This is a genomic window from Candidatus Peribacteria bacterium (genome assembly GCA_023038255.1).
Classification (GTDB): domain Bacteria; phylum Patescibacteriota; class Gracilibacteria; order Peribacterales; family Peribacteraceae; genus CALREJ01.
Genome location: CP082927.1, coordinates 337,876 through 362,094, shown reverse-complemented (window position 1 = coordinate 362,094; position 24,219 = coordinate 337,876). Strand labels below are relative to the sequence as shown.

Here is a 24,219-nt window from a genome sequence, read left to right as displayed (position 1 = left end):
TGAGCAATGTGAATGTTTCCTGTAATTATAGCAAAAAAACCGGAAAAATGCGAGAGATAGAAGACCCTTCTTGTAGATAGGCAAAAGCCTGTACAATTCCGGCACTATGAAGCATCTCACCACCGACGAACTCCGCCAGGCCTACCTCGACTTTTTCGCATCCAAAGGCCATGCAGTGATTCCCGGAGCCCCCCTTGTCCCTGAAAACGACCCGACTGTCCTCTTTACGACAGCCGGTATGCACCCGCTTGTGCCCTATCTGATGGGCGAACAGCACCCGATGGGAACGCGTTTAACCGATGTGCAGCGTTGTATTCGCACAGGAGACATTGATGAAGTCGGTGACAGTTCGCATCTGACACTCTTTGAAATGATGGGAAACTGGTCCCTGGGGGACTATTTCAAGGAAGGAGCGATTACCATGAGCTTCGAATTTCTGATCAATGTGCTCGAAATCCCGATTGAAAAATTCGCAGTCACCTGTTTCAAAGGAGACGCAGATGCTCCGCGCGACGAAGAATCTGCCGGCATCTGGGAGAAGCTCGGTGTCCCGCGTGAGCGCATCGGGTTCCTGCCGAAAGCAAAAAACTGGTGGGGACCTGCCGGTGTCACCGGACCCTGCGGACCGGATACAGAAATGTTTTACTGGGTCGGAAAAAGTGAACTGCCTCCGCCAGGAAGCAATCCTGCAACAGACGATCCGAACTGGATGGAAATCTGGAACGACGTCTTCATGCAGTACAACAAAAAAGAGGATGGAACATTTGAACCGCTGGCACAGCAGAATGTGGATACGGGAATGGGACTTGAACGTGTTGCTGCAGTGTTGCAGGGCGTGAGTAATGTGTATGAGACGGATCGCATGAAGCCGATCGTGAAAAAAGTTATGGGTTATGGGTTATCGGTTATGGGATCGGATGAGACAAAGCATGTGCGCATCATCACCGACCACATTAAAGCTGCGACGTTCATGATCGCTGACGGTGTGAAGCCGGGAAATGTGGATCAATCCTATGTTCTCCGCCGCATCATCCGTCGGGCAATCCGGTCAGCACGCACGCTGGGTATTGAACACGCAGGACAGTTCACGCCGACCATCGCCGAAGAGGTGATCAACCAGTACGGTCACATCTACGGACACCTGAAGGCGAAAGAAAAAGAGATCCGCGATACCCTCAGTCACGAAGAGCAGCAGTTCGGAAAAACGCTGCAGGAAGGGCTGAAACGGTTCTCGCATGTGGTCGCATCTCTGGAAGGAACGGAGATTGACGGCATCACAGCCTTTCATCTGTACGACACCTACGGCTTCCCGTTTGAAGTCACCAAAGAAATGGCAGCGGAGCAGGGACTCACGGTGGATGAAGCAGGATTCACATCATCGTTTGAAGCACATCAGGCACTCTCGCGTGCTGGAGCCGAACAGAAATTCAAAGGCGGACTTGCGGACAATTCTGCAGAGACGACGAAGCTCCACACGGCAACACACCTTCTGAACGCCGCACTGCACCGCGTACTCGGCAATCACATCGGACAGAAAGGAAGTAATATTACCGCCGAGCGCCTGCGTTTCGATTTCAACTACGACGGCAAGATGACGCCGGAGCAGATCAGTGAGGTCGAACAGCTCGTCAATGATGCCATCAAGGCAGACCTTCCGGTTGGCTATCACCTCACGACGGTGGATGGCGCTAAGGCAGAAGGTGCTATCGGGGTGTTTGATGACCGGTACGGATCGGAAGTGAAGGTCTATGTGATGGGCAAGCAGGACAGCAAAACTGCCGGCACCGGAAAAATCGGTGACGGCGATGTCTTCTCCAAAGAAATCTGTGGCGGCCCGCATGTCAGTCACACCGGAGTCATCGGGACCTTCAAGATCCAGAAAGAGGAAAGCTCCTCCGCAGGCGTCCGGCGTATTAAGGCTGTTGTCAGTGGCGGGCCGGCGGATATTGAGGTGGCGGGAGAGGCGTAATTCCGGCTCTCTACAGCCACATATTACAAAGAGAATGCTTGATATCTTTTGATATCGTTTTAGAGTAACCACATGCAGATAGCAGTGTTTTCTCGGGATGATGCAGACAATCACGACAGCGTGGAAAAAATCACGGCCGATTTGCGCGTTATACATCCTGAGATCGGCAATCGGCTTCTCTCAACATCCACTCTTCTGGGAAACAAACTGCGTATTGTCTTCTACATACTGCAAGCGGGAGAAACAGAGGTGACGCACGACTCCGTTGAACTCGCCAATCTGACCCTGCCGCTTGGTGAAGACATTGATGTCGGAATGTATATTATGGAACCTGTGTGGACTGAAATAGCTCTACGGACGCGTTCGAGACTGAGAAGATACCTTTGATAATACTTGACATAATTTTAATATAATTTATAATAATCATATGACAAAAATCATGTTTACAGGCGACAGAAGCGAGAATCAGGCGATTATCGATGATATTACGGAAAACGTGACAGGGCAGCGACCACATGTCCGTGAAAATCTGATCATCTCACATGCTATTGAAGGAAACAGGATACGTATACAAGGAAAGCTCGCAGCTCTCCTAGAAAGAGATGGCAAATATGAAAAGAAAAATGAAGAGAAAGATGACTACCATTTTTTCAGCCTCTCACTGCCGCTCGATAGCGAGGTTGATGTGGATGCGGATATTATCCGTCCACTGGTACAGGGTATTGGTGAATATGATACAGATGGACGCTAGAGGAATCAGGAGCTGTGCGAAGGCCATGTGACGCGGTACACTCTGTCCGTGCGCACTCTTTTTTCATTCATCGCTCTCTTCTTCCTTGCGCTCGCTCCCGTCAGCCATGCGGAGCAGACCGATGTGTGGGATTTCCGGAGAGATCAGCATCTTCCTGCCAGTGCGGTGGGACTGACGATGGCGGAGAAGCAGCCGGAAGGGATTCATGTGCAAACCAGTCAGAATGGATTCCTCATTTGGAATACGCCGTTTGTCCATCCAGTTGATGTGCTGACACTGCGGCTCCGCTCAAAAAAACCTGTCACTATCGGACTGCTCTGGCATCCGACGGAAAACCTGGATGAACAGGTACAGCGCGATATAGATATTCCTGCATCCGAGACAACACATATCATGAGCCTGTCTCTGCACGACTGGAAAAGCTGGAACTGGAAAACTGCAAAAATCGGCATCGGATTGCCGATGGGCACAGACATTGTGCTGGAGGAAATGATCTGGAGGCAGTATTCGTTCACAGAAAAAATGGCAAACGCCTGGGCAAGCTTCTGGACGTTTGATGAGTTCCGGGCATATTCCATTAACTTTCTGTGGGGCCCGCTGCTCGGATTCGATCCCGTCGCTCTTGAGGAACTCTACGATCACCTTCCGCCAACGGCATGGTCTGTCACCCGCATATTCTATGCACTGCTTGGCATCTGTGCACTGATCGGCGTGGTCTTTTCGCTGTTCGACCGGAAAAACGGAAGATACATTCTGCTCTGGTCGGTGTTTGGCACGCTGGGCATTTGCTGGCTGCTGTTTGATATGCGCATGGGAGCGGAGCTGATGTCCTACGCCGTGACGGACTACAAGACATTCGTGCAGCCGCCGGATGAAGACAAAATGTTCCGCACACACGGGAATTTTTACACACTCGCAGAGCGCATGATGCCCCTCATTGCACGCTACGACCGGTATGTTGTGTACACCCGCGAGCAGATGCCGTTTTATTCAAACCTCCGCTATCTCACCTACCCGAGCATTGCCCTGCGGCCGGATCAGGATACGAGCGGTGTCAAACTGTGGGTGATGATTGACCGCGGGGATATTCGTGTCGAGAACAATCGCCTTGTGGATGGCAACGGCACCATCCTGAGCGGGACGGGAACAGTCATTGCGAACTACGATACCGGCAGCTTCCTCTTTACAACCCAATGACCATCATCGCTTTCCTTGTCGGCATTCTCTTTCCGTCTCTCAACGGTGTCCTCCTTGTACGACTGCTGGAAGGACGGACGATGGTGCTTGCAAAAGTGGAGCGACTGGCACTCGGCTGTGTCACAGGCCTGACGCTCATGATGTTTCTGGTTTTTGTGATCCACGTCTCAACAGGCCTGGCTCTCGCCCTCCCCCTCTTTCTTTCTGTACACATTTTGTGTTCTATTATTTTGTCTTTCTTCTGCTGGAAAAATGGTTTTTTACCTTCACTAAATACCGGCATATCTTTCCCGCACGAGACACTCAAAGATCTGGTCACAGGATGCTTCATTGTCCTCGGCATGTGGATTGCGGCCAAAGTGCTTCTGACCTCAACTGTCTTCCTGCTGCTTGCGCCCACGTATCTGGATGACTCGCTGGATGCATGGAACATGCGTGGAAAATTATTCTACACCGACCGTGCACTGACACTCGTGCTGCCCGGAGAAAATCCGGAGACATCGCCACTCGGTGTCAGTTCCTATCCGCCCACGGTGCCGCTTGTGAAAACCTGGGTGGCAACGCTCAATGGAGAATGGAACAACGGACTGATTAATAGTATTCAGATTGTCTGGTACATCGCTGCATTGATACTGGTCTTCTACGGTATCCGCCGGCATGCGGGACTGTTCTGGGCACTGACGGGAACCTATCTGCTTGGCAGTATACCGCTGTACCTTATGCACGGAACAAATGCCTATGCCGATACATTCCTGTCGGTCCATGTGTTTGCTGCTGTCAGCATGCTGTTCCACGCTCTGAAAGCAGTGTCGATGGATACCCGTCAGTCCTTCCTGCGTCTGGGCGCTGTCCTGACTGCACTGCTTCCTTTTACCAAAAACGAGGGCATGCTCGTGTATCTGCCGCCATTGCTGCTGTTGCTTGCGGGCACGCTTTTCCTGCTTGAGAAGAAAAAAATCTTCTCACGCCGCGACACGGTACAGACGCTTCTGTGGTACGGTATCGCACTTCTGTGTATTGCAGGTCCATGGCTGCTCTTCAAATGGTCCAATGGTCTCACGTTCGGAAACGGAAAACCTTTCACCAGCCTGGGAATCGGGTGGCAGGAAAATGTGCTGCTTTCCATCAGCATCAATACATTCTTTGAAGGAAACTGGATTTTCCTCTTCCCGCTGCTTTTGGGACTACTCATCTGGCAGTGGAAAAAAGCATTCGGCCCCCTCGCCCTTCTGAGCAGTTATTTCCTGATTATTTATATCGGCCAGGGCCTGCTCTACCTCTTTACCAGCCTTTCTACGGAAGCCCTGCGCCAGACCGGATATGCCCGCGGCCTCATCCACCTGACGCCTGTCGTCATTCTGCTGACGATTCTTTTGTTGCAGCAGGCGTTCCCGCGCCTCTCGAATGCCCTTGCCGAAAAACGTGAAATGGCGACTGACTAGCTTGGTGTTCGGAGAGTGCACGCTATCCTGTTTGTGACTTTTCCCTGTCTCTTTGTATGCAGTACGCCGCGTTCCTCGGAAACCACCCCTCGCTCAGCCAGGCTGAACTCAGTGCCAGCATCCCGGGCTTCAAACCACTGCGCACCATCGGGCAGACCATGCTCATTTTTGAGACCCCCGAAGAGCTCGGTATGAAACAGCTAAACCGCTGGGGCGGCATTTTCCTGCTCGCCAAAGAAATCGGCACAGCAGAAACGACACTGAAAGATGTTCCCGCATTGCTCGCGGAACAGACGAAGAACGTGAAAGGAAAAATCACCTTCAGCCTCCGCGCATACGGCGTTCAGAAATCCACCGTTCATGATTTGTATCGCGATTGCAAAAGTCTGCTGAAGAAACAGGATCGTGCTGTGCGCTACATCGGCACGGAGAACAAGCCCGCAGTCTCTGCCCTCCTGAAAGACAGCGGCGTGGTCGATGGAAAACACGGATGTGAAATCGTGCTGCTTGGCGCGGAGAAAACACTCTGGATAGGACGGACCGTTGCCGTGCAGGACCCGGATGAATATACCAAGCGTGACATGGAGAAGCCGGTGCGCGATACGCGCGTCGGACTGCTGCCTCCGAAACTTGCCCAGATGCTCCTGAACTATGGCGAATGGCTGGTCAGAACGACCAATCCCAAAGCCAAAAAAACACTCTCTGTCTTCGATCCGTTCTGTGGCACCGGCGTCCTTGCAATGGAATCACTGCTGCGCGGCTGGCCGGTCTTTGCATCGGATATGTCGCTCAAAGCAGTGAACGGCTGTGAGAAAAATATCGAGTGGATGCGGAAGGAATATAAGATCCTGAAAAAAGATACCGCAGTGACTGTCTGGAAGCAGGATGCAACGAAAGATTTTGCACTCGATGAGACACCGAACATGATTGTCACCGAAACCACACTCGGCCCCGGACTCACAGAGAGACCGACAGCAAAAGATGCGGCAAAAATCCGCACAGAATGTGAGGCGATTGAAATCGGCTTTCTGGAAAACGCCGCGAAGAATCTGCCGGGAGTGCCGGTTGTCGCCACCTTCCCTGTCTGGTTTTTGAAAACCGGACCGCTCTACCTGGAAAAAACATGGAAGAAACTTGCGGATATCGGCTTTGAGCCGGTGCTGCCTCCGGGTATGGCAACGGATAATCCGGAGCGCTTGTCCCTCCTGTACCGCCGTCCGGATCAGGTTGTCGGCCGTGAAGTTGTGTTCCTCAAACCCATCAAGAATTAAGAATGGAGGATTGAGAATGGAGAATTTTTTTCTTTTGTTCCTGTGATCACTTCATCATTCGTTCTGCGGCAAAAGCTATTCCGGGTGATTATTGTCCTCTTCTGCATCTGGCATATGTTTGCCGTCGGCATCACCTCTATTCCGCGCAGCGCCACAGACAAATTTTCAAAAGATGTGAGCCACCTCCTGCAGCCGCTTGTCACGCCGTATCTGCAACTCACCAGCCAGTGGCAGTTATGGGATCTGTTTGCCCCGGACCCACTGCGCCGTGTGACGCTCTACAGAATTGAAGAGCAGAAAGACGGTGAATGGACCGAGCGTATCACCATCAAGCCGGGAACCTATTCGTTTCTCCGCCATGCCGTCTACTTCAAATATTTTATCAACATCCTGAACAATACGAACGAATACGCACAGAAAGCGCAGATCAGATTCCTGGACATACAGTGCAGGCAACAAGGCATTGAAAGCGGCACTCCAGTCCGCCTGGTTCTGTTTGCAACCGTGATTCCGTATCTGCAAAAACCCATCACCATGGACGAATGGGCAACATGGATGCCGGCGTTTGAGCGCACGGTGGAAGCAGGCACTCTCTGTCCTTTCCCCGCAGAGTCATGATGTCTTTTTTCCGCTCTCTGGAGGCATTTTTCTTTGCTCCGCACACCGCGCGTGGTTTCGGGCTGATGCGTATGGGGTGGGCGGGAGTGGTGCTGCTTTTTCTGCTTCTGCAGTGGAGTGATGTCAGCATGTTTTACAGCAACGATGGATTGCTCCCCATGGATCTGGCGCCGACTGTTCTTCGTGCAACGAACCGGTACAGCATCCTCTTCTGGGCGACATCGCCGGAAGCAGTCTTCGGTTTCTATCTCTTCCTTCTCGTATCACTCACACTGATGCTCCTGGGTATTTTCCCGCGACTCACCACTATTCTGAGCGTCCTGCTCCTCTTCTCCTTCCATGAACGCAATCCGATGATTCTCGGTGGTGGCGACACACTGCTCCGCACCATCGGTTTCATCCTGATGATCGCCCCAAACATACAACTCTTCTCTATCCTCCCCCGGTCTCCGATCACCGATCACCGATCACCCGTCATGCCCGCATGGCCCTACCGTCTGCTCCTCTGGCAGATGATTGTCCTGTACGGCACATCGTTCTGGTACAAACTCCTCGGCACTCTCTGGATGAACGGCACTGCTGTGGATACTGCGCTCCATCACCCGGTCTTCGCACGCTGGCCACAGGAATTCATGACTCTTCTGACACCCGTGACACCGCTTATCGACTGGACCAGTCTGCTCTGGGAGGCACTCTGGATTCTGCTGCTCGTCCCCCGTTTTATCGTCGATCTTCTTCCGCCCCAACTCCCCCGCCTCCCGCTTAAGCGCATTCTGATGCTGGGTGGCATCCTGTTTCACGGGAGTATTTTCCTGCTGATGGATGCAGGATCCTTCTCCTTGGCTATTTTTGCTGCGTATTGCGGATTACTGGATGATACAGATATCCAATGGCTCCGCCGTCTGTGGCACACCCTTTTCATCCGCACCTGATGACCCACTCACTGCGTTTCTTTCTGCAGGAAAAATATCTTGTTCCCCTGACGTTTCTTCTCATTGGCATCGCAGGAGCTCTGTCTTTTACCGACTATGGCGTCTCTGCTGATGAGCCCGCCATAAAAGCATACGGAGAACAGGTATTTGATTATCTGTCGGGCGGTGCGGTTCCGGAAGCTTATGACTGGCAGTTTTATGGACCTATCTGGCCGCTTTTCCTCATCAGTGTCACCAGAATGCTGCATGTGCAATTCATACAAACATTCTGGGAAATCCGGCATTTCCTGAGTTTTGCACTCTTTTTCACGGGGCTGATTTTTTTCTACAAGCTTGGAAAAATTTTCTTCAAAGACTGGCGGTACGCATTGCTCGGCATCGTCTTTCTGGTTCTGTCTCCGCGCGTCTTTGCGCATGCATTTTATAATCCCAAAGACAGTCCCGCGATGGTCTTTTTCATTCTCAGCACCTGGTCACTGGTCACATTCCTGAGAACGCGCACTATCCCCATGCTGCTGGTGCACAGCCTCTTCTGCGCCATCCTTGTGTCTATGCGCATGGTGGGATTGCTCATCCCTCTGCTCACACTGATGTTTGTACTCGGTACGAAACGCCACCGTACATCCCTCGCCGTCAGTGCGGGTTTTCTTCTGACATTCTGTCTCTGTCTCTATGCCATCTGGCCGTATTTGTGGACAGACCCTGTCAATCACTTCCTGCACGCTCTGCTCAACAGCGGCACGCGCAGCGGGGGCGGATTTTATTTCGGGCAGATGGTGGGAGGACCGATGCTCAGCGCCGCGCTGTGGCACTATCTGCCGGTCTGGATGGCGATTACCATTCCTCCGCTTTACACTGTTCTCTTCCTGATCGGTTTTTGCGTTCTTGGGATGCAATTGGTGCACAGTCTGCGCACACAACCGAAAGAGTTTTTAGTGCAGCGGCAAACGGACATCATTCTGTTCTTGTGGTTCCTCTTTCCCATAGTCCTGCTGTACGCATCAGGTGCGGGTATTTTTGATGAATGGAGACATATGCTCTTCCTGTATCCCGCCTTCCTGCTGATTGCACTCTTTGGTCTGCACTTCCTTCTTACTGCCGTCAGCCATCCCCTCTTCCGGAAATCTGTCCTGGCCGTTACTGCCTGCAGCGTGCTTTGGACCGGCCTCTGGATGGTCCGGTTTCATCCTCTGGAATTCGGCTACTTCTCGATTCCCGCATCCTGGGTGAAGGGAAATTTTGAAATGGATTACTGGGGACTCAGTTATCGGGAGGGCTGGAAGTGGCTGCTTGCCAATCATCCAAGTCCCGCTCTCTACGTTTTCTCCCGCACCAGTGCCGGCGAGAAGGCAGTCGAAACCCTCTCTGCAGACGAGCTGAAGCGGATCTATTTTGTCCCCGTGCAGGAAGCGGAATATGTCCTCGATAATTTCCGTGAGGATCAGTACAAAATCATTCCTCCGGACAGTCATTTGGCTCATATGATCAACGCAGATGGCGTTCCGCTGCTTGGCATCTATCATGGCCCAAACATGGTAAAAGTGCCTGCAAATCTCTAGCCAAGGACAAAAAGCTGGGTATAATAACCCGGCTCCTCCACGAGGAGCGCGCTCATTTGCCACAGACGTTCCCTGATAGCTCAATGGTAGAGCATCTCGCTGTTAACGAGAGGGTTCTTGGTTCGAATCCAAGTCAGGGAGCCAATTGAATTTGTCACCATCAGAGTCAGTACCAGACTTCGGTCTGCCTTTTTTGGCAATAGAGGCTTTTGCCACAGCATCAAAAGGTTTTTTCCACTCTATCTCCATTTTACTGTCTGTAATTTTCAGGTGCGAGATCATGGATAAAACAAGGTTCCGTTTTGGTGCGAGATCAAGGATTGGCGAATTGAATACAGATTTTGCATCTGCGAGTACTTGGAGAGCTTGCCATGCTCGCTCATATTTTTCTTCTTCAAATTCCTCCAACTTAGATAATTTATCCTTGATGCTCTCCTGTTCACCTCTATTTTCATCCAACATATGCTCCTGATCTTCCTGCTCAACCTCGTTCATGAGCTTGCCCAGACCTTCACGCTTAATCTTTACTCTTTCTTTATCTAATTTGCTAAGGTCTGCCTTCAAAATATCTTTTTGTCTCTCTAAAACCTCGTTATTTCTTTGCCAGAGGGTATATAGCTGTCGCTTTAAAACATTAAATAACTTCTCACTGAGATATAGACGTGAAATCTGCTGATCAAGATAATGCTCAATAGACTCAGCAGGAAGGCTCTTTGTGGCTTTACCATCTTTGAAGATATGAGCACATGAATGTGAGGAATATTTTTTACAACATCGGTAATAGCGATGCATATCAACCTTTGTTTTTTCATTGATAGGTGTGCCACATTTAGGACAAGGTTCTTGCTGGGATGAAGAGAAACGATGTTTGCAGCCAGAGCATGTATAGCGTGTTTTTTGTTCAAACATCATTTTTGTTGGTTTTTTGCTGCCGTTAACTTCTGACATACATTTTCCGCACAAAAGTATTTCATTAAGAATCCCCTCAATGGCAGTCGGTCTAATTAGTTTCTGATGTTTATATCCACGATTTTGAAGCATGAGCTGTACACGATCAAATTCATCCTCAGTAACCATCGGAAGATGTTTACCTTGGTGCCATTTTACCTCGCTTGTTTCTTTGTTAGTTACCTTCACATAACCAGCATAATAACGATTGCAGAGCATGTAACGATAAGCACTCTCAACAGGCACTTCACGTTTGCCGCTACGTAAGATTGTAATGCCCATAGCATCTCCCTCTTCTTTTAGATCGGAAACAGAGTAATTACCCGTAAGCATCTTGTCCCATATCTGACGTACCAATTCCCATGTTATTGGGTCTTGTTCTACCCATTTCCTACCCTTCTCCGTTCCTGCATTCAGGTAACCCATAGAAGCTTTATGGGTCGTTTCACCCTTCATTTTCTGGTTATACATTCCAGATTGTGTATTTAATGCCCTTTGATCATTTTCAAATTTAGAAACAGATAAAAAGAGTGCCAGTGTAAATTTATCTGTGGGCGTTGCATTAAATACTTTGTCTTTGGTCTGTATCCGCTTTAGATGTTTATCTTCTAAGGCTTGTACTAATGCACCCGTATCAATGGCGTTTCTAGAAAGGCGAGATAGTTCCGTACAGAGAAGTACATCGTATTTCCCTTTGCCAATCTTATGCATAAGTTCATTAAATTTTGGCCTACCTACGAGCTTTGCAGAAGCATCTTCGGCAACTATATCTTCTTCATCATAGATGAGACGATCTGGCGGAGCATTAACGCCATTATATTTTTCTATGAACTCCTGAATTTCTCTCTTTTGCCTCGGAATAGAATGAATTTGTTTTTCATCCTTATCTTTTGTGGACTTGCGAATGTAGATGGCTGTACGGAGAGACATGGGTTATTCATTGTATCGTTAGATTCCTAAGAGAGGAATGACCGCAGGTATTGGTTTACATTACGCCCTGCCTCTTCAAGTTGCACTCCCATTAGATGCACGCCGTAATCTTCTTCTAATACATCTGCAAGATCTTTCATAAAATCCTGATCACTCTCATATGCAAAGACACGCACAACATCTTGGACAGTGAGAGTGTCCTTAGGGGGATGTTGGGCTGTTGGGGCGCTATGTCTCTTTGCATAAGAAGACATGAGAAGCCACCTGTTCGGTGAACTTCTATGCTAGTTGGCAATTGTCCTTATAGCAAGTTTTTGGCTTGTACTACACTATTTTCCACTATCTTCTACTTCAAGGGACATACTCGCTTTGAGGCTTTGCAGCTTGCGTACTCCTCGCATCGCTACTTCATAAGAGTTAGTGGGATGCGTCGTATCGTCGGCAGACGAATTGGAGCTATTTGATGAATACTGATGTCGCTCTAGACGCTCTAACACCCACTTGGCATGGTCAACGCCTGTCTTTTTGTCATCCATCGCATCTGCAATGCGCATTTTTGCTTTGAGTACTAGACTTCCTTTCCACATCTCCACTAGTTCCGTAAATCCGATGCTACTCCCTTTATAATCCATCATAGTGTTATCACGCAGATGATTTTTGAGTGCCGTGAGTGAGCATCCTGCATGAAGTGCTGCCTGTGCCTGTGTAGCACCAACACGAAATGCTACTTCAAGATTTGTAAATATTGCCGCATCTTCAAGGATGCTCTTTTTCGCTTGCCGTTTCTGAGCCACTTTCTCCTGTTGGGCTTTTGGAAGATTCAGCGACTTCTTGGCTTCATGCTTTGCTGATGGCTGTGTGGCTGTTGTTTGAGAAAGTGACTTTTTCGGGGGGTTAGACACAAGCTGATTTTATGCCTGTTGAATACAATTGTCATTCCCAAGGCAAAAGAGGATAATACTCATGCACTCAGTATTTCTATCGGCCACGCGAAGTTAAATTTTACTGTCCTAGCGGACAAGCCTCAAAAGGGGCGCTGCCTCTGCGCAGCTTACCGCTAGGGCTTCGCCCGACGGAAATGCTGAGTGCCGCAAGCAGCGTCCCTCATGGGATGTGTGCATATATTTCTTCCCACACATCTCTATGAAAAGGCTGATCGCACTCTCAGCAGTTCTTCCACTTATTATCGCTGCTACTGCAACAGCAGCCAGCACCGATCAAAGCGCTAAGGTTCAGCGCGTAGTAGATGGCGATACCATCCAAGTGAAAATCGGCACCAAGACAGAGAAGATACGCATTATCGGCATTGATACACCAGAGACAGTAGACCCACGCACAACCGTGCAGTGCTTTGGCAAAGAAGCCAGTAACAAAATGAAGCGCCTGCTTGCGCGCAAAGCAGTAACGCTTGTAATGAATCCAGCAGAGGACAGGGATAAGTACCAACGACTGCTGCGTTACGTGGAACTCAAAGGCAAAGATATTGGCGCGCAGCTTATCAGCGAGGGGTATGCGTTTAGCTACAAGCAATATCCTCACCCACGTCTTGAAGAATATAATTTGCTAGAAAAGGGCGCGATGGAGCATCAGCGCGGCCTGTGGGCTTCCTGTGAGGGCAAGAAGGCACCTGTGAAGCAGCAGAGTAGTTCCAGCAGCGCACAGGCATCATCCAAGGCCACCTGCACGATTAAAGGCAATGTCTCTACTAGCAAAGAGAAGATTTACCACCTCTCCACTTGTCGTGACTACAACCGCACGGTGATAGATACCAGCAAAGGTGAACAGTGGTTCTGCACTGAGCAAGAGGCAGTGAAGGCTGGATGGAGAAAGGCTGGGAATTGTTAGACAGTTAAAAGGGGAGATCTTCTACCTTTATATCACTGTCATAATGAAAAGCTGCCACCACTTCGGCAGGCTGCTCTTGTGCGGCAATCTCAGTAGAACCCCCTGCGTCTACTGTAGGAGGCAACAGAAAGTTTTTGATGTCTTCAAACTCAGTAGGTATTTGCTCTACCGATACAGAGGATGCCCATGTATACGCGTCCTCAACTTTATGCTTACTCCTAAAGTTACTTGCTGGGAATTTACTCTTTAAAAATATTTCTAAATTACCTTCAATTTGCAAGCCATGACCAGATGTTAAGGCATATGCTAAGTTTCCATGCGAGTCCACAGCCTGCTCTCCGTCATCATCCTCATCCCACATTGCAAAAAAGTCCTCAATACCCAACAACCTACAGACACCTACAAAGTAGAGAACACCTGTTTTTCCTCCACAGGAAATTACTGAAATGCCTTCTTTATCTAAATCAATCCCCCATCTTTCACATAGAGTGTGCACCAAGATTTTATCCGAATCCCCCTCTACCAGTACTGTTTTGCGTGCAAAGAACAACTCGTTTCTCTCAGTATTGAAATGCGTATAAATTTTAAAACGATCTGCCCTGAGAGAATCGGCAGTAATTGCAGAATTCTTTTCAAGTTTGTAAGTTCCATCCTCTTTTTTACGCAGCAATTCAACTTCATTTGCTCTGCTAGCATCTACAAAATTGGGATTATGAGTTGTATAAAATATCTGAGTTCCTTCTCCTTCTTCTGGATAAGAAAGAGCTAAAAAACACTTGAACAATTGACGTTGAGCCTGTGGATACAAATAAATCTCAGGTTCTTCAATTGCGAACACAACTTTATTTTTCATGATCTTCGCATATGTCCTAAACAATGAGAGAAGAACCAAATTCTGTACACCCGAGCCTAATTCACTAACATTAAAACTACCCATATCCTCCTTACCGATTATTTGGATTGTCTTGTAATAAAAGAGAGGATCATAAATTTCTAAATCCAAAGAGAATCCATGTGCGAGTCCTTTTGCATAATCCTTACATATTTCGGTAAAAACTGCTTTGAACTTTTTGTAATCCAATTTGTCATCAAAATCAGATTCCAAAATGCTTCTCGGATGTTCCATGGCACTTCTAAATTGCTCTTCCAAGGAAATATCCTGACTAGAATTCTTCTTTCTAAAATTTTCATCAATCTTCCTCAAAATTTTCCCCAATAAAGTCCACTGACTGACTGTCATTTGTCTTTCTAGGCTTCGGTCTGAGGGAATGTACACAAAGCAAACTTGATCTCTCGCAGCGCCAGAACCCCAATATTCATTTCCACTTTCATCTAAAACCAAAAACTTAGTAGCCCCAAAGGATATGTTTTCATCCTTCGTGTGAGTGAGTTTAAAAGAAGCAGGGCTACATGATTCTGTAGCATTTGTACTACAGCTTTTTAATTTGCACCTGTTAAGAGGCTCCTTAAACCATACCTGAATCGTAATCGTAGCATTGGAATCTCTACCGTAGAAATCGTCTTTGGTAAACGCACGCTCGGTGGGATATGTCTCACCAAGCAATGTTTCAAGCGCTCTCAATACGTTAGTTTTGCCAGTGCTATTTGCGCCAATCAAGGCACAAAGACCCTGAGGGTCAATTGTTATCTCTTTGATAGAGCGAAAATTCTTTATGTAGATTCTTTCAATCATAAATAACTATGTATGGGGTGCCATTCATAGTATTAGTTCAGATTACTCTTAGAAAGCCCATATTATGCCTGAATTCTAATTTTCAGCTTTTTCTAACTGCCATGCAGATTCGTCCGACAATAGGTGCTGTTCTACATCACGCAGAAAAAGAAGGGCGTCTCCTACAGCAAAAAAATCAAACAGAGGAGTCCCGTCTAATTTTTTATCAATCTCTTTATCTCTCCACTTAGCCAAACGGTTGATGTTCTTTGTTATTAAAAAGCGCCCATTGTGGGCACATGCATTTCTAATGTGCCTGAAAAAATCCATTATCTCTGAGTTGGAATCTTTGGCTCTTGATAAGGCAATTTCATAACAATCACCTAAAAGAATTTGAGCAGATAGCTGATAGAGCTTCTTGCCAATCAGATCCATTTTATCTTTATCAAGAATTGGCAATTCATGTAAATAAGTAGTTATTTGTTCACCCTGTGACGTTTGTAAGGTAATTGCTCCACTTAGTTTATGCTGCACAGACTGCTGGACAGCTGGAATCATATGCAGTGCATATAGAAAATGGATGATATTGGCCGCAAATAAGCCATCTGTTGTATATTTTGATGAATAAGGTACTTCCATAGCATGGTTATTGTACGACTTGGGAAGTCACATCTCCTAATACTGAGTCCTGCATAAGCTGAGCCTCTTCACTCCATGGCCTGAACTTACCCACATAGATGATCTTCAACTCTATGTCTTCACAGGCATTGAGCAGGGTGCGAGCATCCCATTTACGGGGGAGCCAATTCATCCTTTCAACAAAATCTACAAACACGAATCTGGGCAGAGTGAACGTGCTATAGTCACAAACATGAAAGAGATATTGTCTCTCATAGCGACGGTGTTGGCGATTATGGGAAATGTTCCATATTTATACGATGTCATCACGAAGAAAATTCAGCCCCACCCCTATACGTGGCTTGTATGGTCGATCGTCTCTGCTGTCACTTTTTCCGGACAGGTCGTGAAAGGAGGAGGTGTCGGAGCTATCCCGACAGGAGTGGCTGAAATATTCACTATCATTATCTTCCTGTTCTCTCTGCAAAATGGATGTAGGAATATCGCTAGAAGGGATACATACTTTTTGATTGCAGCCTTAGCAGGACTGATTCCATGGGCGCTGACAAACGATCCGACTATTTCGGTAATCGTCGTGGTATCGATCGATGTGATCGCTTTTATTCCGACACTCATCAAAGCATCGCACAATCCTCATACGGAAGCACCGACGTTATTTACGATGAATGTCCTGCGGCATATCCTGACGCTTTTTTCATTGGAAGCATACAACGTAGCGACCATGCTCCACTCACTGGCAATGATTGTTATGAATGCAGCGATGACCATCTTCATTTATACACCTCAGAGGATCAGAAAAAGTCATTACCCGTAAAAAAATAAGCGTATAGTACGATCATGTCCTCTATCATATTTGTAGAAGTCGACCGTGAAGACCGTCCACTCGTTGAGCGGGCATTTCCGACCGCTATTATTCAGGAGGGAATCCTGAACGAGCAGGAGCTGATCAGCGCCTGTACAGATGCTGAAGCAGTGTCCTGTTTTATCAATACGCATTTCACAAAAGAAGTCATTCAGGCTCTCCCCACACTCAGGCTCATAGTGACGCGCTCCGTCGGCTATGACCATATTGATACCGATGCATGCAAAGAGCGTGGCATCATGGTCTGCAATGTTCCCGACTACGGTTCGCATGTCATCGCAGAACACGTCTTTGCACTTCTACTGAGCACACTTCGCCATGTGTCTGAAGGAGACCGGAAGGTGGAAGGGGGCACATTCGATTACCACGGATTGCGCGGCATGGCATTGCGCGGAAAGACCATCGGCATTGCCGGCACGGGAAAAATCGGCAGAAAAGTTGCAGAAATCGCGCACGGGTTTGGCATGGATATCCTTGCTGTGGATCAGTGCAGAACCGTGGAACTAGTGGAGCAGTTGGGAGTTCGCTACGTGTCGTTGCCGGAGCTTCTGTCACAAAGTGATATCATCACCCTGCACGTTCCCGATACGAAAGAAACGCATCATATGATTGATGTTTCCGCATTTTCGCAGATGCAACAGGGCGTTGTCCTCGTGAACACTGCACGCGGATCGTTGATTGATTCCGGCGCGCTCCTCGACGCACTCAGGAACGGAAAAGTGGCACACGCGCTCCTGGACGTACTGGAACATGAGCAGAATTTTTCCGAGAACAAGGAGCTCATCGCCCATCCGAACGTGGTCACCACCCCGCATATAGCGTTCTATGCGGATGATTCCATGCGCAATATGTATATCGATGCCTTCAAAAGTATTGAAGAGTGGCAGGATGGCAAAGATCTTGAGCATCTTATTCACCCGCTCACTGTTGTATGCGATGTGCCGGGAGTGTCCGCACACTGATATGAATCACTTTGGCAATCGCACGCATACTGTATTGTGATAGTATTATCTTCACATGGGCACCACACTTTTTGCATCAACGGGCGTATCCATCCTGTCTACGGTGATTATTGTGCTGGAATGTTTGTCGCTCCTTGTGCTCTGTATCGGACTTCTTTCGTATCGTCATATTATTGTCAGTCACAGAGCATTTTTTTCATCTCTTCAAAACGGCGGGAAGCAGGCGGGACGAGAATCATTTGGCATACTGTTCTGGCTCTACGTTCTCTCCACACTCTTCCTCGTTGTGCTGACGAGCGTGATCTATGTGAGGTTACTCACTCTCTCCTGAACTATGGATCAGCAATCCACCCCCGACGGCCTGTCGTTTCTGTCGAGACTTGATCGCTATTGGATCAGGCGCCCTGTTGCAAAACCCGTCATCACCAGCAATGAAAGTTTGCGTCTCATTTCTGCCGAACACTGGATCAAGTACGTTTTCCCCTGTTTTCTGTACATCGTTCTGATGGGTGGAGGGGCGCTTCTTTTGTATGTTTCAACGGTGAGTGCACCCGCTGCGTTCGGCATGTCAGCCACACTCTTTCTTCTTGGCCTCATCATTCTTTTTGTAACCCAGCATTGGTTTTTCTGGTTTCTGCTGGCTGAATCACAGGCATATATTATCGTGACAAACAAACGGGTCATCTCCATCCGTGAAAGCCTGTTATGGCGTGAGGAGATGCTGGAAATCAGTTTTGAAAAAATGAAGACAGTGGAATCGCACAAACAGAATTTCCTGCAATATGTCCTGAACTACGGCACGCTCCAGTTTGAATCTGCGACTGCGATCACGCGCGTACCGCATCCAGGAACAATGGCCAGGCAAATTGAGCAGGCAATGGGCATGATATGAGGTATACTGTGCATATGGAACGAATGCTGTCAGACGCCGACATGAACACGCTGCTGGAGTCAGAAATCTACGGACATCTTGCCTGCAGTGACAACGGGAAACCGTACATCATTCCTCTTGCATACGTTTTTCATGAGAATGTGCTGTATGGACAGACAACGGAGGGGAAGAAAACCGATATTCTCCGACGGAATCCGCTTGTTTGCTTTCAGGTGCAGCAGCAAAAGGAAAAGGAGTGGAGAAGTGTAATATGCTGGGGACATTTTGAGGAATTCTCCTTTGAAACACTGGATGAAGTGGAAGCATCCATGATTGTCGAACTCCTGACAAACCGATTGGGCGCTATGCAGGAAAACGTCGGCATTGCAGTGCCTCACTATTCCTTCACAGAGAAAGCAACCCCCCTGCCTGTGAACAACAGGCAATCCACGCTATTCCGTATCGTGGTCACCGAGAGGACAGGAAAGCTGTACGAAGCGGACAGGTAGGTCATGCCTTTTCCGCTCTACCCGTCATGTGCACCGGCTTCATGCGGTAGGTAATGCTTTCTTCAATGTTCCTTTGCCCGCTTTGCACCACTGCCGGCATGACAGGCGGTTCTACTCCATTCCAGAGAGCATCTCCATGGAGCTCTGCGAGTCGTAAGCGTATTTGCTTTGCTTCGCCTGGATCGGTTACCTCTTCATATTCTCCAAAACAGAGCACACTCTCCCATTCGCGCTCACTGACAATGCGCTCCACCTGAATACAGATGGAAGGATGCTTCCTCATAATGTCGATTTTGCGTCCTGTGAGCGAGAAGGCATAGAAGGTGCCGCTGTCATAGACATAGGTAATAGGAAGAACATAGGGCTGACCATTGTCGACACAGCCAAGGTGTCCGTAATGGTTCCGCTCCAGAATATCTTCACATTGAGAGGGGGTCAGATCGATTTGCATATGGAGACAGTATACATGTGCTTGTTCGAAGCCAAAATCACTCTTGTATCGCAAGGAACCGCGTCATCACAAAACCCTCTCTGTCATATGCATCTTTGATGCGCGACCAACCATTTGGTTGGCTCCAGAGAATCTCGACAACTGCGCCGTAGTACAACGTTCGCAGCTGATCGGACTCGATGCGGGAATCAAGACGCACATTCAACTGCGGAGAGGCAACCGTTGCACGCACTGCCTGCTGCGGACTAATGGAGGATGCAACAGACGATGAAGAAGAGGGATTGGAGGTGCTGGACGATGGTGCCGGCATTCCACCGAAGGCTGGCAGGGAAATAGCTCCGCGTCTCTGGATTTCCTTGGCGAGCGCAATAAGTTTGGCCGCTTCTGCACGATTAATATGCGCATCCGGGCGGAACGTGTTGAGTAGTGCTCCATTCGTATCCCTGTCCCCTTCAATCAATCCGAAAAAGGCGGCAGCTGCAATGGCATGCGAATGAGGATGTGTAGCCGGAACATCCTGGAAAGTGGATGGCGTTTGTCCGATAGTGATCCCCATGGTTTCCATAATGAGCTGCACCACTTCTCCGCGGGTGATGGATGTTTGTACGTTTACATCGACCCCGATCACACTCAACCCTAGTTCCTCGGCAATGCCGACATACGGGGAGGACCAATCTCCCTGAGCCGATTTGTTGCGTGGCGGTGCCGTTTTGATGGCTGATTTCCTGGCTGCTTCCAGAGTCATTTTCAGAATTTCCGCGTAGGTAATTGGCTTCCCGACACCGAATTCTCCGGTAAGCTTTCCGCTTTTGTCCTTGTATCCACGAGCGATATTACTTTCGATGACGCTTGCAACATAGGGCGAGTACCACATGTCGGACAGAACGTCTCTGTAGACAAGCAGCACATCATCCGTATTGAGGACCATACGGTTCTGGCTTGTGGAAATGGCATATGTTCCGATGGGATCGGTCACATCTTCTGTCGGCTGAGTCTGCGGCGTGGTTGATGTTTTCTTCTCCGTTCCATCATTCATCACCAATGCACGACGGTAGCGTTCGTTGATGATTGCGACCGCGCGGGTCGTATTTGTTCCATGGCCACGCATCCCACCTGTTGTGACCGTTTCTGTAGTCGTACTGGAAGATGACGAAGATTGCGTAAACTGCCAGTTCACGTTATGGCCACCATCAACGGATGTGCCGTTATATGCCAGAATAGTCAGACCATCTATCGCACTGGAATAACTCGGGGAGACGTACTGAACACTCTGTGTGGCAGCCTCATCAAGATCAATGTACCACGTAGTACCCGCTGTAAGCGGGGAGAGCGTGAGAAGATTGCCCGCTTGCCCGAGCAGGGTAAGAGAACTGGACACACGCTGAAGGGAGCCGGATGAAAAACTGATCGTTCGGGCGCTTGCCGTGGAAATCTCCATAATACCGAAGGTATTGGAACCGCGAATGGTCTGGGCACTGCTGCCATCAAAATACACAGTGGCATACGTCGCATCAAAAGCATCACTGCCGGCATAGTTATTGAGATTACCCGAGATGCGGGTGGTTTCAGACCCGCCTGAAAACTTGCCGGAGAATATGGTCAGTGCGTCTGTATCCAGATTAGCAATGAGCGTCGTGGTTGCCGTTCCACTGTCGCCATTGGCGTAGAAGCCGTTGTATAGATTTTCAATTTCAGCTGCAGAAAGAGCGCGATTATACAAGCGCACGTCGTCGAGCGATCCGTTGAAATGCCGGGTTGCGAGCTGCGTATCCGTACCAATCAACACAGGACCGTTATTTGCGGAACCAAGACTGATCGAACGGGTCGCGTCGAGTACGCCATCCAGATAGTACAACGCCGTCGAGCCGGACAGCGTGATTGCAAGGTGATGCCACGTACCGCGCGACACGGTCGTCACGCTGGTCGCGGCAGCCGTGCCGTTGTAAAAACCGAACTTTCCGGCATCCGAACCGCTGTTGATGAGATACATGCGGTAACTCGCCGAATCGGCGGACTGTGTTTTATCAATGAGTGAATCATCGTCGGTGCCGATCGCACTGCCCCACTTGACCCACGCGCTCAGTGTCGCCGCTCCCGAGAGATCCAGTGATGTATCATCCGGCACCGTCACATGATCGTTAAATCCATTGAACTGCATGGCATTGGGATTCTGAAAAGCAAGAGATGCCTTGTCGCTGCCACTCCAAATAGCACCCGTACCGCTTCGCACGCCGGTATTGTCATAACCGGATAGATCAAGGATCGCGCCAGAGTTCGTGCCCTCGTCGAATTTCCAGTAACCGACAAGCCCGTTTTCGGTTGCGTCTTCGATCTGCAATTCGTTGAAGGACGTATCGAAGGAGAGCTGTGCATCCTCTGCATTGGTAAGGATGACCATTCCGGAACGCGGAAGGAAGGAGCCGTCCAGACCTTTATCCAGAGAGCCCGCGCGGATCGGATAATTTTCCGTCGCATGAACATCGAGAGATCCTGCCTGAAGAGTCAACTGTCCGCTTGCGGTCAGCGCCTCGCGCAATGTCCAGTCACCAGCACTCTGGTTGAATATAATCTGATTAAACCGCTGACCACCGGACTGGACCGTGAAATCGCCACTACCGAGAAGGTGCACGATTCCTTTGCGCGCATTAAAAATACCGCCGTTATTTATCCAATCGCCGAATACCTGCAGTGCGTAATCTGAAGACGATACGTCCAGGCTACCTCCGTTGAGCGTGAGATCACCATACACAGCAATAAGCTGATTGAGTGTCACAGTTCCACGGGCAGTCGACGGCTGGTTACCGGCGGCGAGCGCGGCGACTTCGCCGGGCATGAGACTGCGATTGTAAATGCGGACTTCATCGATATAGCCGTTCCAGCCCGAAGACGCATTCTGATGATTACCTACCCGGATGGTGGACGTAATAGGACCGGTCTGGCCGGTAAACACACCTGCCAGTCTGCCGTTAATATAAAAACGCATGGTGGAAGACCCCTGGTCGCGACCGCAGGCAACGTGTGTCCACGTATCGACAGCAATGGCGTTCGTGATAGTGATAGTGGTTGGCGAGGCGTTGTTGTCGTCGCGCATTGTGCACGTGAGGCTCGTCCCGCTGTGACCGATGTTCACAATACCCAGCGTTGCCGCAGTGCGGTCAAATACCAGTTTATTGCCTGTCACTGCGTTGGTGCGTACCCATGCGGCGAACATGAATCCTTTGTTGGCGGCAATCACAAGGTTGCTCGGCGTGTCGACGTAATCGTTCGATCCATCGAGCGCGACGCTGCCGGAATTGTAAAAATTCGTGGGCGCGGCGGCAGTACTGAATGCAGCACCGTTAATGAGTCTGCCGGAAGCGGAATAACCCGATGAATCTGTGGCGCGCGTACCAGACGTTTCGTCAAATTTCAGGTAGGTAACCAATCCATCGTTGATTGTGAGGTTATTGTAGGAATTTCCGAATGGGAGGCCCGTCGTGGCACCGGTGCCAATGACCATCACTGTCCCTTTATCGGCCGACAAACTTACATTCAATGCATCGGTCGTGTTTTTCACCGCAAGCGTACCGTAGTTCGTGAGAACCGCGTCTTCCGTGATGCTCAGCGACTGAGCGTTCATGAAGAGCATTGCACCTGTGTTGATCGTCAGATTCGCGGTACTCACAGCACCTGTCAGCGTCAGCTTGTTTGCGGTAAAAGGAATCGTGATGTGCGTGTAGGGATCCGGCACGACATTCGTACTCCAGTTCGTCCCATTTTCGAAACCCGCATGCGTCGAGCCATCCCATGTGGCAGACGTATGTCTCCCTTGTGCAAGGTCCGTCAGCTCACCAGTGGAAAGCGCCCGTTTGTAGACGCGCACATCGTCGATATTACCCGGAAAGAACTGGGAGAAGGTGGTATTGCGCAATGCTCCGATGGCCGCCGAATCGAATGTGGTCGTACTGATTGCAGTAGTGTCGGAGTCGACCTGGGTACCATCAATGTACAACACGTGACTGTTACTGCCATTGCTGGTGAGAGCAACATGATGCCATGTTCCATCATTGACCGCTGCCGTAGAACACAAAATCGCCTGACCGGTTGAGTTATCATTCATATACACTTTGATCGAATCATCGGTCGTGCAGACACTGTCTCCGTCAGCAGGCATCTGGATATGAAACGTCTGCGTGGATGAGCCAGAATTTCCCTCACCAAACAGAGTGCGGTATGCATTCGTAGAGTTCGCTGTCTTGAACCAGAGGGAGTACGTGAACGCAGCATTACCAGTGGTACGCGGACTGGATGCCGAAACGTAATCATCCGTGCCGTCAAAACTCAGACTGCGCGCGTTGGCGAACGCTGTAGTCGGCACATCCGAGCTGATTGTCGGACTATTCGTATGCGTGCCCGTTTTGCCGTCACCGGAGGAGTCCGCAGCCGTTGTACCCGACGTCTCATTCAGCTTCCAATATGCAGCGAGCGTGTCGGCCGTGGCCTGAGCGGCAAACGTATGCAGTGGCACGACAAGAACAACTGCAAGCACCATGCAAGCAAAGATATATTTTGTGTATGCATTCCGACTCATGAAAGCAGGGGAAATTATGTCGGAGTTCAGTGTAAAGAAGAGATAGCATTCAATGAATACTATTTGATCATAATTACGATAAACGTCGTGATACATTCAGGCCGCCTGCCACTGTATCCGACAGCAGAGTTCACTCTTCGGACTGCGCACCCACTGAACAATAAAGACATGGAAGCGCTACCGTAAATATCCATAAGCAATAGGGCGCGCGGCTTTTTCCC

General features: G+C 49.2%; 21 protein-coding genes, 1 tRNA gene and 1 pseudogene. 16 read left to right on the top strand and 7 right to left on the bottom strand.

What is annotated here, in order from left to right; all coding sequences use genetic code 11:
* Window positions 1-106: 106 nt before the first annotated feature.
* The 10 genes from K8942_01715 to K8942_01670 all read left to right on the top strand — a co-directional run bounded on the left by K8942_01715 (window position 107) and on the right by K8942_01670 (window position 9,883).
* A complete protein-coding gene (locus tag K8942_01715; protein ID UPA22910.1) occupies window positions 107-1,969 on the top strand; it encodes an alanine--tRNA ligase in 1,863 nt (620 codons plus the stop codon).
* A gap of 72 nt (window positions 1,970-2,041) precedes the next feature.
* Window positions 2,042-2,356 (top strand): hypothetical protein, encoded by a 315-nt coding sequence (locus tag K8942_01710; GenBank protein UPA22909.1) that lies wholly within the window; start codon window positions 2,042-2,044, stop codon window positions 2,354-2,356.
* Between the two features lie 40 nt (window positions 2,357-2,396).
* Window positions 2,397-2,720, top strand: a complete 324-nt coding sequence (locus K8942_01705; protein ID UPA22908.1) for a hypothetical protein — start codon at window positions 2,397-2,399, stop codon at window positions 2,718-2,720.
* Between the two features lie 48 nt (window positions 2,721-2,768).
* Window positions 2,769-3,917 carry a hypothetical protein gene (locus K8942_01700; GenBank protein ID UPA22907.1) on the top strand — a complete coding sequence of 383 codons (1,149 nt, stop codon included), beginning with the start codon at window positions 2,769-2,771 and terminating at the stop codon, window positions 3,915-3,917.
* A complete protein-coding gene (locus K8942_01695) occupies window positions 3,914-5,359 on the top strand; it encodes a hypothetical protein (protein UPA22906.1) in 1,446 nt (481 codons plus the stop codon). The genes K8942_01700 and K8942_01695 overlap by 4 nt, the downstream gene beginning before the upstream one ends.
* A gap of 56 nt (window positions 5,360-5,415) precedes the next feature.
* On the top strand, window positions 5,416-6,630 hold the full coding sequence (locus K8942_01690; GenBank protein ID UPA22905.1) for a hypothetical protein: 1,215 nt from the start codon (window positions 5,416-5,418) through the stop codon (window positions 6,628-6,630).
* A gap of 42 nt (window positions 6,631-6,672) precedes the next feature.
* Window positions 6,673-7,248, top strand: a complete 576-nt coding sequence (locus K8942_01685; protein UPA22904.1) for a hypothetical protein — start codon at window positions 6,673-6,675, stop codon at window positions 7,246-7,248.
* Entirely contained in the window at window positions 7,245-8,180 is a 936-nt protein-coding gene (locus K8942_01680; GenBank protein ID UPA22903.1) for a hypothetical protein, read from the top strand. The genes K8942_01685 and K8942_01680 overlap by 4 nt, the downstream gene beginning before the upstream one ends.
* On the top strand, window positions 8,153-9,739 hold the full coding sequence (locus K8942_01675) for a hypothetical protein (GenBank protein UPA22902.1): 1,587 nt from the start codon (window positions 8,153-8,155) through the stop codon (window positions 9,737-9,739). Before K8942_01680 ends, K8942_01675 begins: the two co-directional genes overlap by 28 nt.
* A gap of 69 nt (window positions 9,740-9,808) precedes the next feature.
* Window positions 9,809-9,883: transfer RNA gene (locus K8942_01670), tRNA-Asn, on the top strand.
* Here the strand turns inward: K8942_01670 and K8942_01665 are convergent.
* The 3 genes and pseudogenes from K8942_01665 to K8942_01655 form a co-directional block, all read right to left on the bottom strand.
* On the bottom strand, window positions 9,842-11,158 hold the full coding sequence (locus K8942_01665; protein UPA23139.1) for a recombinase family protein: 1,317 nt from the start codon (window positions 11,156-11,158) through the stop codon (window positions 9,842-9,844). The two genes, K8942_01670 and K8942_01665, sit on opposite strands and share 42 nt — an antisense overlap.
* A pseudogene (locus K8942_01660) lies at window positions 11,132-11,617 on the bottom strand (recombinase family protein). The gene K8942_01665 and the pseudogene K8942_01660 overlap by 27 nt, the downstream one beginning before the upstream one ends.
* 329 nt (window positions 11,618-11,946) lie before the next feature.
* Window positions 11,947-12,519 (bottom strand): hypothetical protein, encoded by a 573-nt coding sequence (locus K8942_01655; GenBank protein ID UPA22901.1) that lies wholly within the window; start codon window positions 12,517-12,519, stop codon window positions 11,947-11,949.
* A gap of 241 nt (window positions 12,520-12,760) precedes the next feature.
* Here K8942_01655 and K8942_01650 point away from each other — a divergent pair, with 241 nt between their 5' ends.
* Window positions 12,761-13,462, top strand: a complete 702-nt coding sequence (locus K8942_01650; GenBank protein UPA22900.1) for a thermonuclease family protein — start codon at window positions 12,761-12,763, stop codon at window positions 13,460-13,462.
* Between the two features lie 4 nt (window positions 13,463-13,466).
* On the opposite strand, the gene K8942_01645 is transcribed toward K8942_01650, so the two are convergent.
* Both K8942_01645 and K8942_01640 read right to left on the bottom strand, forming a co-directional pair.
* Window positions 13,467-15,155, bottom strand: a complete 1,689-nt coding sequence (locus tag K8942_01645) for an AAA family ATPase (GenBank protein ID UPA22899.1) — start codon at window positions 15,153-15,155, stop codon at window positions 13,467-13,469.
* A 75-nt stretch (window positions 15,156-15,230) separates the two neighbouring features.
* Window positions 15,231-15,773, bottom strand: coding sequence for a hypothetical protein (locus K8942_01640; protein UPA22898.1), 543 nt, complete (start codon window positions 15,771-15,773; stop codon window positions 15,231-15,233).
* Window positions 15,774-16,005: 232 nt separating this feature from the next.
* On the opposite strand from K8942_01640, the gene K8942_01635 reads away from it, so the two are divergent.
* Genes K8942_01635 through K8942_01615 form a run of 5 tightly spaced genes read left to right on the top strand, consistent with a single transcriptional unit; the run spans window position 16,006 to window position 18,977 of the window.
* Window positions 16,006-16,587 (top strand): hypothetical protein, encoded by a 582-nt coding sequence (locus K8942_01635; protein ID UPA22897.1) that lies wholly within the window; start codon window positions 16,006-16,008, stop codon window positions 16,585-16,587.
* 23 nt (window positions 16,588-16,610) lie between these two features.
* Complete coding sequence (locus tag K8942_01630; protein ID UPA22896.1) at window positions 16,611-17,597, top strand: hypothetical protein; 987 nt, start codon at window positions 16,611-16,613, stop codon at window positions 17,595-17,597.
* Between the two features lie 55 nt (window positions 17,598-17,652).
* Complete coding sequence (locus K8942_01625; protein UPA22895.1) at window positions 17,653-17,928, top strand: hypothetical protein; 276 nt, start codon at window positions 17,653-17,655, stop codon at window positions 17,926-17,928.
* Window positions 17,929-17,931: 3 nt separating this feature from the next.
* Window positions 17,932-18,489 (top strand): hypothetical protein, encoded by a 558-nt coding sequence (locus K8942_01620; protein ID UPA22894.1) that lies wholly within the window; start codon window positions 17,932-17,934, stop codon window positions 18,487-18,489.
* 14 nt (window positions 18,490-18,503) lie between these two features.
* Entirely contained in the window at window positions 18,504-18,977 is a 474-nt protein-coding gene (locus K8942_01615) for a pyridoxamine 5'-phosphate oxidase family protein (GenBank protein UPA22893.1), read from the top strand.
* 1 nt (window position 18,978) lies between these two features.
* Here K8942_01615 and K8942_01610 read toward each other — a convergent pair whose 3' ends face one another.
* Together K8942_01610 and K8942_01605 are read right to left on the bottom strand one after the other, a co-directional pair.
* Window positions 18,979-19,428, bottom strand: a complete 450-nt coding sequence (locus K8942_01610; protein ID UPA22892.1) for a pyridoxamine 5'-phosphate oxidase family protein — start codon at window positions 19,426-19,428, stop codon at window positions 18,979-18,981.
* 37 nt (window positions 19,429-19,465) lie between these two features.
* Window positions 19,466-23,959, bottom strand: a complete 4,494-nt coding sequence (locus K8942_01605; GenBank protein ID UPA22891.1) for an S-layer homology domain-containing protein — start codon at window positions 23,957-23,959, stop codon at window positions 19,466-19,468.
* Window positions 23,960-24,219 lie beyond the last annotated feature (260 nt).